General features: G+C 73.4%; 11 protein-coding genes. 4 read left to right on the top strand and 7 right to left on the bottom strand.

From position 1 onward, the window contains the following. The 3 genes from GKQ77_RS19140 to GKQ77_RS19130 all read right to left on the bottom strand — a co-directional run. Positions 1-579, bottom strand: a 579-nt coding sequence (locus GKQ77_RS19140; RefSeq protein WP_219690134.1) for a GNAT family N-acetyltransferase, incomplete at its 3' end; no start/stop codon positions are given. A 75-nt stretch (positions 580-654) separates the two neighbouring features. After that, positions 655-1,953 (bottom strand): GAF domain-containing protein, encoded by a 1,299-nt coding sequence (locus GKQ77_RS19135; protein ID WP_219690133.1) that lies wholly within the window; start codon positions 1,951-1,953, stop codon positions 655-657. Positions 1,954-2,243: 290 nt separating this feature from the next. Then, positions 2,244-3,878 carry an acyl-CoA dehydrogenase family protein gene (locus GKQ77_RS19130; protein WP_219690132.1) on the bottom strand — a complete coding sequence of 545 codons (1,635 nt, stop codon included), beginning with the start codon at positions 3,876-3,878 and terminating at the stop codon, positions 2,244-2,246. Between the two features lie 17 nt (positions 3,879-3,895). Here GKQ77_RS19130 and GKQ77_RS19125 point away from each other — a divergent pair, with 17 nt between their 5' ends. Beyond that, complete coding sequence (locus GKQ77_RS19125) at positions 3,896-5,032, top strand: YihY/virulence factor BrkB family protein (protein WP_125515773.1); 1,137 nt, start codon at positions 3,896-3,898, stop codon at positions 5,030-5,032. 102 nt (positions 5,033-5,134) lie between these two features. On the opposite strand, the gene GKQ77_RS19120 is transcribed toward GKQ77_RS19125, so the two are convergent. Further along, a complete protein-coding gene (locus GKQ77_RS19120; protein ID WP_219690131.1) occupies positions 5,135-6,010 on the bottom strand; it encodes an NmrA family NAD(P)-binding protein in 876 nt (291 codons plus the stop codon). A gap of 98 nt (positions 6,011-6,108) precedes the next feature. Between GKQ77_RS19120 and GKQ77_RS19115 the strand changes: the two genes are divergently transcribed. Both GKQ77_RS19115 and GKQ77_RS19110 read left to right on the top strand, forming a co-directional pair. Continuing rightward, positions 6,109-7,047 (top strand): AraC family transcriptional regulator, encoded by a 939-nt coding sequence (locus tag GKQ77_RS19115; protein ID WP_219690130.1) that lies wholly within the window; start codon positions 6,109-6,111, stop codon positions 7,045-7,047. A gap of 9 nt (positions 7,048-7,056) precedes the next feature. Then, on the top strand, positions 7,057-7,797 hold the full coding sequence (locus GKQ77_RS19110) for a DUF6597 domain-containing transcriptional factor (protein ID WP_308117714.1): 741 nt from the start codon (positions 7,057-7,059) through the stop codon (positions 7,795-7,797). Here GKQ77_RS19110 and GKQ77_RS19105 read toward each other — a convergent pair. After that, positions 7,780-8,211, bottom strand: a complete 432-nt coding sequence (locus GKQ77_RS19105) for a VOC family protein (RefSeq protein ID WP_219690129.1) — start codon at positions 8,209-8,211, stop codon at positions 7,780-7,782. The genes GKQ77_RS19110 and GKQ77_RS19105 overlap by 18 nt on opposite strands. Before the next feature lie 121 nt (positions 8,212-8,332). On the opposite strand from GKQ77_RS19105, the gene GKQ77_RS19100 reads away from it, so the two are divergent. Then, entirely contained in the window at positions 8,333-8,746 is a 414-nt protein-coding gene (locus GKQ77_RS19100; RefSeq protein ID WP_219690136.1) for an NUDIX hydrolase, read from the top strand. Here GKQ77_RS19100 and GKQ77_RS19095 read toward each other — a convergent pair. Both GKQ77_RS19095 and GKQ77_RS33945 read right to left on the bottom strand, forming a co-directional pair. Next, a complete protein-coding gene (locus tag GKQ77_RS19095; protein ID WP_219690128.1) occupies positions 8,736-9,506 on the bottom strand; it encodes a hypothetical protein in 771 nt (256 codons plus the stop codon). The genes GKQ77_RS19100 and GKQ77_RS19095 overlap by 11 nt on opposite strands. 46 nt (positions 9,507-9,552) lie before the next feature. Further along, the coding region (locus tag GKQ77_RS33945; protein WP_308117713.1) for a hypothetical protein at positions 9,553-10,597 on the bottom strand (1,045 nt) is incomplete at its 5' end.

Below are 10,597 nucleotides of genomic sequence, written 5' to 3'. Positions count from 1 at the left end.
CTCGGCGCCCGGCCACGGGCCCGGCGTGGCGACCTCCGGCTCCTGCTCGACCTTGGTGTCGAAGAGCTTGAAGCCGCGCCGGAGGTAATTCTCCATGGCGTGCTCGCCGTCCTTGGAGCAGGTGTGCAGCCAGACCCGCTCGGTCGGCGCGAGCCCCGGCCACCGCTCGGCCAGGTCCCAGGCCCGCGCGACCCCGTACGAGAGGAGGTGCCCGCCGATCCGGCGGCCCCGGAAGGCGGGGAGCAGCCCGAAGTAGGAGATCTCGACGGAGCCCGGCGCCCCGTCCCCCTTGTCGCCCCGCGCCGCCAGCTCCAGATAGCCGGCGGGCGTCCCCCTGTCGTACGCGACCCACGTCTCCACGCCCGGCCGCTCCAGGAACTTCTGCCACTCGGCATAGGTGAGGGAGAGCCGGTCGACCCAGCGGATGTCCCCGCCGACGGAGGCGTAGAGGAACCGGCTGAACTCGGGTGAGGGCACTTCGGCGCGCACGATCCGCACATCGCCCTCGGGTGCGGCGGCGGGAAGCAACTCGCTGGGGGACGTCTGCTCCAGCGACCACGTGGTGACAGTGAGACTCATGAGACTCAGCGAATCACGGGTCGGGTCCTCCGGGGAGACCGGGGGCGGCCGCGTCCACCGGCCCGGGCGCTGCACTCAAGGCTCCGCCACGCCCCTCGCCGCCCGTATCGCCGGCGCGACCGAGTGCGGCAGGAGGCGGGCCGGGCTGTCCGGCAGCACCACCTCCACCTCGACATCCTCGTGGAAGCGGTAGGGGCGATGGGCCAGCACCCCGCCCAAGTACCGGCGCACGCGGGAGAGTTCGGCGCGCACCGTCACCGTGCGGCCCGGATCGCCGAACATGTCCTCGGCCAGCCCCGACGCGCTGCGCCCCCTGCGGTGCGTGGCGAGCAGATAGAGCAGCTCCGCGTGGCGCGGGCTCAGTTCGTGCGTCCAGTCGCGGGCGCCGCCGAGCATCGCCAGTGTCCAGCCGCGCGGCTCGCTCACGTCGAGGACCAGCCGGGCCGCGGGCAGCGGCTCCGGTCTCTCACCCGGCTTCTCCAGGCGCAGCAGCCAGCCGCCGGGCAGCGGCTCCACCCGGCAGGAGCCCAGCGAGGGCAGCCAGGTGCGGCCCGGCGCGAGGGACTTGGGCAGCGCGAGGCGGTCCTGCGGGGGCATGCCCGTCACCGCGGCGGTCCAGCCGTGCACGTCCACGGCGAGCGCCCGCCCTTCGAGGCGCGCGAGAATCGGGGCCGCCACCGCGCGCAGCCGCTCCAGCGCGGTGACGTGCCGCTCGCGCAGCCGCGCCTCGGCGAGCTTGGCCACCGAGTCGACCAGGGAGAGCGTCGCCGGATGCATGGTCCGCAGCGGGCCGCTGACGTCGACGACGCCGAGCAGCCTGCCGTCGCGCGGATCGGTCACCGGAGCGCCCGCGCACGTCCACGGATGGTGGGTGCGCACGAAGTGCTCGGCGGAGAAGACCTGCACGGGGCGGCGCACCACAAGGGGCGTGCCGAGGCCGTTCGTGCCGACGGCGCGCTCGGTCCAGTCCGCGCCCAGGGCGAAACCGAGCGAGTCGGCCTTGCGGAGCACGGCGGCGCTGCCCTCGCGCCACAGCACCCGCCCCTCCGCGTCGCAGACGACCATGATGTGCTCGGCGGCGTCCGCCACCGAGACCAGGGCTTCGCGCAGGACCGGCAGGATCTCCAGGAGCGGTGAGGCCCGGCGGCGCTCCTCCAGCTCCTCCTCGCCGAGCAGCCGGGACCGGGAGCCGTGATCGGGGTCGACCCCGCCGGTCAGCGCCCGCCCCCAGGACTCGCTGATCACCGGGCGCGGCATGACGCGCGGCCGCTGACCGGCGAGCATCGCGTCCCGCACCCCCCTCAGGAGCCGCGCGGCGTGCGCGAGGTCCATGGCGGAGATCCGCGCGAGATCGATCGTCGAAGAGGGGTTCATCACCACTGGGTCCTTTCCGGCCAGACCAGTGCGTAGCGGCACCGTTTCATCGTGCCTTGTGATCACGGTCCCGGGTGATGGTTCGACAATGAATCAATTTTGGCGCGGTGCGCGTTGCAACCTCGTGCAACCCTCGCGAACTGCTGTGCGGTGGCCGAATCTGGAACCACGCCGCCCGTGCGGTGTTCACGCTCCTCAAGGGGCCTGAAAGCGGGGGTGGTGCCGTGTCGGCGCAGCACCACCCCCGTGTCCATACCGGGCGGCCGAGAAGAGGCCACGCCTGACGGGCTTCAGGAGCGCGGGGCCGCCCGCTCCACCACCGAGGCCAGATCCAGACTGTGCGGCAGCGTGCCGAACGCCGCGCCCCAGTCCCCGCCGAGCCGGGACGCACAGAACGCGTCGGCCACCTCCGGCGGCGCGTACCGCACCAGCAGCGAGCCCTGGAGCACCAGCGCCATCCGCTCCACGAGCCGCCGCGCCCGCGCCTCGGCACCCTCCAGATCGGCCAGTTCGGTCAGCAGGCCCTTGATCGCCCCGTCCAGCCGGTGATCGGCGCCGCGCGCCTCGCCGACCTCCTGGAGGAACGCGTTCAGAGCCAGCGGCTCGCGCTGCAACGCCCGCAGCACGTCCAGCGCCTGGACGTTCCCCGACCCCTCCCAGATGGAGTTGAGCGGCGCCTCGCGCAGCAGCCGCGGCATGCCCGACTCCTCGACGTAGCCGTTGCCGCCCAGGCACTCAAGGGCCTCGCCGACCATCGGCGTGCACCGCTTGGTCACCCAGTACTTGGCGGCCGGCACCGCGAGCCGCAGGAACGCCCGCTCCTGCTCGCTGCCGTCGTCGTACGCCGCCGCGAGCCGCAGCGCCAGCGTCGTCGCCGCCTCCGACTCGAGCGCCAGATCCGCCAGCACGTTGCGCATGAGCGGCTTGTCGATCAGCTTGCCGCCGAACGCCTCCCGGTACGTGGCGTGGTGCACCGCCTGCGCGACGGCCTGCCGCATCAGCGCGGCCGAACCGATCACGCAGTCGAGGCGGGTCGCCGCGACCATCTCGATGATGGTGCGCACCCCGCGCCCCTCGTCACCGACCCGGCGCGCCCACGTCCCGTCGAACTCGACCTCGCTGGAGGCATTGGAGCGGTTGCCCAGCTTGTCCTTGAGCCGCTGGATGGCGAACGGGTTGCGCGTGCCGTCCTCCAGGACGCGCGGCACGAGGAAGCAGGTCAGCCCCTGCTCCGCCTGCGCGAGCACCAGGAAGCCGTCGGACATCGGCGCGGAGCAGAACCACTTGTGGCCCTTCAGTTCATACGTCCCCTCCTCGGAGAGGGCGGCCGCGCGCGTCGTGTTGGCCCGCACGTCGCTGCCGCCCTGCTTCTCCGTCATGCCCATCCCGAAGAGGACGCCCGCCTTCTGCGACGCCGGGCGCATCCCCTGGTCGTAGATGGTCGAGGTGAGGCGCGGCTCCCACTCGGCGGCCAGCGCCGGGTCGGCGCGCAGCGCGGGCACCGCGGCGTGCGTCATCGAGACCGGGCAGCCGTGCCCGCCCTCAGTCTGTGTCCACACCAGGAATCCCGCGGCCCGCCGCACATGCCCGCCGGGCCGCGACCAGGCCGCGGTGAGCCCCGCCCCGACCGCCTTGCCGAGCAGCCGGTGCCAGGACGGATGGAAGTCGACCTCGTCGACGCGGTTGCCGTACCGGTCGTGGGTGCGCAGCCGGGGCGGGTTCTCGTTGGCGAGCGCTCCCCACTCCTGCGCCTGGGCGGAACCGGCGCTGCGGCCGAGCAGGGAGAGGTCGTCGCGGGCGGAATCGAGGAGCGCCGGATCCAGATGCCGCTCGACGCCCTCCACGAGGGCCCGGTCGGAGGCGAATACGTCATATCCCACCAGGGGCGGAGCCTGGTTGGTCACTGTGTGGGTGGTGGCTGCCATGCCGCTACGGTAAGGAGGTGCACCAGGCAAATGAAACACCCGGGCGCCCCTCGGGGCGCTGGAAACGGGCCCGCGCTCTCTACCGCAACGTCTCCAAGCGCAGGACCGCCTGGCTGCTGCTCAAGGACACCGTCAACTCGTGCATCGAGTACCGCATCCTGGGGCTCGCGGCCGAGGCCGCCTTCTTCACCCTGCTCTCGGTGCCGCCGCTGCTGCTCAGCCTCATCGGGCTGCTCGCCTATGTCGACCGGTGGACCGGCGCGAACACCATCGCCAGCGTCGAGAACAACATCCTGGAGGCGTCCCGCACGATCCTCTCCGACCGGGGCGTCAGCCAGATCGCGCAGCCGATACTGGAAGACGTCATGAAGGTCAGCCGCCCGGACATCATCTCCATCGGCTTCCTCTTCGCCCTGTGGTCGGGCTCGCGCGCGGTGAACGTCTTCATCGACACGATCACCGTCATGTACGGCCTGGACGGTGTGCGCGGCATCGTCAAGACGCGGCTGCTCGCCTTCGGGCTCTTCATCGTGGCGCTGCTCATCGGCTCGGTCGCGCTGCCGCTGATGGTGGCGGGGCCGGACGCGGTGGTGAAGCTCCTGCCCGGCTCGACGACGGTCGTCCAGATCCTCTACTGGCCGGTCGTCGTCATCCTCTCCATCGTCTTCCTGACGACGCTGTACCACGTGTCGGTGCCGGTGCGTTCGCCGTGGGTCGAGGACATGCCGGGCGCGCTGATCGCCCTGGCCATGTGGGTGCTCGGCAGCTTCCTGCTCCGCATCTACCTCACCTCCACGGTGGAGGGCCCCACGATCTACGGCTCCCTCGCCGCGCCGGTCGCCGTGCTCCTGTGGATCGGCGTGGCGGCCTTCGCGGTCCTGGTCGGCGCCGCCGTCAACGCGGCGATCGACCGCGTCTGGCCGTCCGTCGCCACGGCCGCCGCGCGCGCCGCCAACGACCGCATAAGGGAGGCGCAGGCCGCCGAGGTCATCGCCAGGGCGGCCGCCGCGCGCGAGGCCTCCGTCGACCCCGACGACCCCGAGATGCCCTCGGAGTTCCCCGAGCGCTGGTCCCGCTTCCTGCCCCCGGACGACGTGACCTCGCGGCTGCGGACGCATGTAAAGAAGAACGGCACGGACCCACCCCCGGAGTAGCAAGGGGCGAAAGCCCCTCCGGGTAGGAGGAAAAGCCCCTCCGGCGATCGAGGAGCGGGGTCCGGGGCGGAGCCCCGAGGCCTCGCGCGGAGGGGCCCCGGCTCAACTCTTCCAGGTGCCCGCCTCGGCCTGCTCCGCGGCGAAGTCGGCGAAGTCCCTGGGGTCCCGGCCCAGTACTTCCCGCACCCCCGCGGAGAGCATCGCGTTGCGTCCGTCGAGGTTCGTCTCGAACAGCTCCACCAGGAACTCCGCCTCCTGCGGCGGCACCCCGAACTCCCCGAGGGCGGCCCCGTACTCGCGGGCCGAGACCGGGACATACGTGATCTCCCGCCCCGTCGCCGCCGAGACCTCCGCCACCGCCTGCCGGAACGACAGCAGGCGGGGCCCGGTGAGGTCGAGGGTCCGTCCCGCGAAGCGGTCGCCGCCGGTGAGCGCGGCCACCACCACGTCCCCGATGTCCCGGGTGTCGATGAACGGTTCGAGCACGTCGTCGGCGGGGAAGACCAGCTGCCCGGCCCGCATCTCCTCCAGGAGGGGCCCCTCGCTGAGGTTCTGCGCGAACCAGCTGGCCCGTACGACGGTCCACCGCGCCCCGGAGTCCCGCACGGCCTGCTCGGTGGCGTGAGCCTGGTGCTCGCCCCGCGCCGAAAGGAGCGTGAGCCGCCCCACGCCCAGCTCCACCGCGAGCCGGGCGAACGCGCCGACCGTCTCCGCCGCCCCGGGCGCGCCGACATCCGGCAGATACGCGAGATGCGCCGCGTCGGCGCCCCGCAGGGCCTCTGCCCAGGTCGACCGGTCCGCCCAGTCGAACCGCACCGCCCCGCCGCGCGAGGCGGCCCGCACCGTGAGCCCCGCCGCCTCGGCGGACTCCACCACCCTGCGCCCCACCCGCCCGGTCGCGCCCGTCACCAGAACCGTCATGCCCGCCGTGTCGCTCGTGTCGCTCGTGTTGCTCGTGTTGCTCGTGTTTGTCGTCATGGCTTCAGTGAACTGCCCCCGGCGCCGCGGGAACATCGCCAAGACGCTCACGCGCATACGCCTGCGTCTACGCATACGCCTGCGTCTACGCTGCCGCCATGGACGCACTCGCAGGCTTGCTGGAGGGCCCCCGCGCCCGGGGAGCCTTCATGATCCGCGCACTGTTCGACCCGCCCTGGTCCGTGCGTATCGCGGACGAGGCGCCCCTGTCGGTCATGATCATGGTGCGCGGGACCGCGTGGATCGTCCCCGAGGACGGAACGCCCCCGCGGCGCGTACGCCCCGGCGACCTCGCCATCGCCCGCGGCCCCGGCCACTACACCTGCGCCGACGACCCCGCCACCGAGGCGCTCGCCGAGATCCAGCCGGGCGAGCGCTGCGTGCCGCTCGGCGGCGCCCCGAGCGGCAAGTACGGGGACCTCGGACTGCGCGCCTGGGGCGAGTCGCACGACAGCTCCGTGGAGATGCTGATCGGCACCTACCAGATGCGGGGCGAGATCACCGGCCGGCTCCTCGACGCGCTGCCGCCGCTGCTCGTCCTGCCCACCGAGGTGTGGGACTGCCCGCTCACCCCGCTGCTCGCCGACGAGATCAGCAGGGACGAGCCGGGCCAGGAGGTGGTCCTCGACCGGCTCCTCGACCTCCTCCTCATCGCCGCGCTGCGCGCCTGGTTCGCGCGGCCCGAGGCGGCGGCCCCCGCCTGGTACCGGGCGCTGGGCGACCCCGTCGTGGGCCGCGCCCTGCGCCTGCTCCAGGACGACCCCGCGCACCCCTGGACGATCGCGGACCTCGCCGCGAAGGCGGGCGTCTCGCGGGCCGCGCTGGCGCGCAGGTTCGCCGATCTGGTGGGCGAGCCCCCGATGACGTATCTGACGAACTGGCGCCTCGCGCTCGCCGCCGACCTGCTGCGCGACAGCGAGCTGACGATCGCCGCGATAGCCCGCAAGGTCGGCTACGGCAGCGCGTTCGCCCTGTCCGGCGCCTTCAAGCGGGTCCACGGAATCAGCCCGCAGGAACACCGCACCCGGGCGGCGTAGCCTCTGTACGTGGCCCAGGAGACCCCTCTGACCGACGCCCCGGACCAGGGGAAGTACCGCGAGCGGCCGTCCCGGCTGACCGGCGCGGTCGTCTGGACCCGCACGAGCACGGGCGCCCCCGGCGACGCCCGCCCCGTCCTGCCCGACGGCTGCATGGACCTGCTGTGGACCGAGGGCAGGCTGCTCGTCGCGGGCCCGGACACCCGCGCGTACGACCCGGGCACCGCCGGGCCCGGCGTCCGCCATGTGGGCGTCCGCTTCTACCCCGGCACCGCCCCCGCCCTCCTCGGCGTCCCGGCGCACGAGCTGAGGGACCAGCGCGTGGAGCTGGCCGACCTGTGGAGCGCGGCGCACGTGCGCCGCCTGGCGGGGCGGGTGGCCGGGGCGCGGGATCCGCTGGCCGCCCTGGAAGCGGTCGCCGTGGAGCGTGCCGCCGACGCCGGTCCGCCCGACCCGTTCCTCACCGAGGTCGTCCGGTCCCTGAACGCCGGCCGGACGGTCGCCGCGACCGCGCACGCGCTGGGCGTCAACGCCCGTCTGCTGCACCGCCGTGCCCTGCCCGCCTTCGGCTACGGCCCCAAGACGCTGGCCCGGGTCCTCAGGCTCCAGCGGGCCCTCGCGCTGGCCCGCGAAGGACGGTCGTACGCGGACACGGCCGCCGCCATCGGCTTCGCCGATCAGGCCCATCTCGCCAGGGACGTACGGGAGTTGACGGGGCAGACGCTCTCCGTGCTACTCGGCCGCACTTGACGGCCCGGCGGCCGCCAGTGGCGCGAAGAGGTCGACGCCGTTGCCGTCCGGGTCGAGCACGACGGCGTACCGCTGCCCCCAGGGCGCGTCGAACGGCGGCAGCTCGCTCTTGTGCCCGGCGCCCACCAGCCCCTCGTAGGACGCGTCGACGCCCTCGGGTGTGCCGCAGTGGAAGGCGATCCCGATCCGGCCCCCTCCGGAGGGCGGGTGCCATCCCTCGTGGAAGGACCGGACGGTCTCCTCCGTGTCGAAGGCCATGCGCAGGCCTCCGGGAAGCGTCGCCTCCACGTGCGGCGCGCTCTCGGCGTCCCCGGCGAACTCCAGGCCGAGGCGGCGGTAGAAGGCGAGTGAGGCGGCCATGTCGGTGACGACGAGGCCGACCACATCGAAGCGTGGAACGGGTGTGCTGTTCATGTCCGTGAGCGTATGCGGCCCGCGAATGGCCGGTCTTGAAGGAATCGGACACGGCCTGCCCGACTGTCCCGGCCCCCCGATCCCCGCTACGGTGGAAGGCATGGACCCCATGGACCACCGCATGGACTACCCCGGCGACAACCGGCTCGCGGCGGCCGTCGTGGCCCATCGAGGCCGTGTCCTGCTCGTACGCCGCAGTGAGACCGAGCGGTTCCTGCCCCGGGTCTGGGGCGTGCCGTGCGGCAAGCTCGAACCGGGCGAGAGTCCGCGCGACGGCGTCCTGAGAGAGCTGAAGGAGGAGACCGGTCTGCTCGGCCAGGTGCTGCGCAAGGTCGGCGAGTCCTCCTTCCTCAGTACGTACCACGGCCACGAGGTGAAGAACTGGCAGGACAACTTCCTGGTCAGGCCGCTCACCTTCGACGTGGCACTGCCCCTGCCCGACCAGGAGCACCGCTGGCTTGCCCCCGCCGACCTCGGCACGGTCGAGATCGACGACTACAACCGCGACATCGTCCGCCAGGCCTTCAGCCGATGAGCCCCGCCAGGTTCTCCAGCTCCGCCAGATAGTCCCGTACGTCGAGCGGCTTCTTCGCCATCGCCCGCGCCGACGCCCCCGACGCCCCCGACGCCTCCGACTCGTCCGTCGCGTCCGTCGTCTCCGCCGCGTCAAGCTCGGTGAACACGTCCGTATGGCGCCGCCGCCCCGCCCCGGTCTCCAGGAAGAGCGTCACCGCCGGCCCCGGCGAAGCGCACCACGCCCGGTGCAGCGCCAGCGAGTGCAGCGCGTACCCGCTCCCCGCCGTGTACCGCGCGCTCTGCGTCAGCCGCAGCCGCGCCCGCCCGGCCGGTTCGAGCAGCCAGTCGTCCCCCTCGCCCACCAGGGACTCCCGGTACCGCGCGGCCTCAAGCCCCTCCCCGCCGTCCCGGACGGTCTCATACGTCTCCATGCCGAGGGCGCCCCGCACCACGTGGGAGGCGAGCGGTGAGCGGTGGTTGTGGATGTCCTCGCGCGCGCCCGCCCCGGGATGCCACACGTGCGCGCGCAGCATGTGCCGGGGCGTGCCGTCGATGAGGAGCAGCTTGTCGAAGCCGAGGACATGGCGGTACGAGAGGAGTGCGCACCCCGAGGGGTCGTCGGCCCCCTCCGCGAGCTCCGTCACGAGCGGCAACAGGCGTGCGGGCGAGCCCAGTTCGTCCACGATCGCGCGGGCGGCCCGCACCAGGTCGTCCTCCGCCGCCCCGGCAAGGGTCTCGTCGAGCAGCCGCCTGGCCCTGTCCACGTGCCGAGCACCCACAGCGTTCTCCCCCTCGTCAGCGCGGTGGTCGCGCCGGTCCCGGGGTTCAGGCACCCGGCTGATACATCCATACGGCATGTGCCCGCAACGCCGAAAGGCCCTGATAGGTCATCCACAGCGGGCGGCCGAGATCATGCCCGTCCCAGTTCCATATCCCGTCGTCCTGCTGGCGCCACACCGAGCCGACTGCCGCCGCGAGCAGCGCCTGCCACTGCTCCTCGCGGCCCTCGTCGGCGGCGATCCGCCAGGCGCCCGGCGTGAGGAGCGCGCGCACCATCCAGGCGGCGGTGAAGTGGCGTACGAAAAGGACCTCTTGACGCCAGGAGTCCACCGGGTGCGGGCGGCGCACCTCCTCCTGCGTGTTGGTCAGGTCCACGCAGACGTCGTGGAGCGGCTGCGGGCAGGAGAGCAGCCAGCGCACGCCGTCCTCGCGGGCCGCGCGGATATTGGTGTCCTCCTCCAGCAGGCGGGCCGCCCGGTCGAGGGCGACCACGGCCTGCGCGGTGTGCACGGGCGAGGGGCGGGCGGCCGGGGTGCGCAGGGTGGGGCCCCAGCAGCGGCGGTGCTCCCTCGCGGGGTCCGTGATCGTGCGGTCGACCAGTTCGTCCCGCAGCCGGGCCACGTCGGGGGAGTGCGGCGCCGCGCGCAGCAGGCCGCGCAGCACCGTGGTCACCACGTGGGTCCTGCCGAAGCCGGAGGGCTCCAGCTCGGCGGTGAAGGCCGCGGCGCAGCGGGACGCCTCCGCGGCGACCCGCTCGGGGTCCGCGCCCGCGCGGGCGAGGGCGCCGAGGGCGAGCGCGGTCACCTCGGGCCGCGGCTTGGCGCCCTGGGAGCGGGCCGCCCAGCCGCCGTCCCTGAGCCGCAGCCGCCAGAGCGTGTCCGTGAGGTCGGTGACGCTCAACCGGCCGTCGGGCGCGGCGAGTTCGAGGACGATGTGCAGGCCGTAGGCGGTGCCGGTCGGGGTGGGGCGCACCGGCATCGTCTGCTCGTCGAGGGAGTGCGGCCAGCCGGTGAGCCTGCCCCGGTCGGGGTCGTCGAGGGTGGCCAGCTCCGCGGCGAGCGTGGCGTGCGAGGCGGCGAGGAGCGCGGGG

Source organism: Streptomyces anatolicus, assembly GCF_019400875.1.
In the GTDB taxonomy this organism is placed as follows: domain Bacteria; phylum Actinomycetota; class Actinomycetes; order Streptomycetales; family Streptomycetaceae; genus Streptomyces; species Streptomyces anatolicus.
The sequence above is the reverse complement of the archived record's forward strand: the minus strand, read 5'-3'. Positions and strand labels throughout refer to the sequence as shown.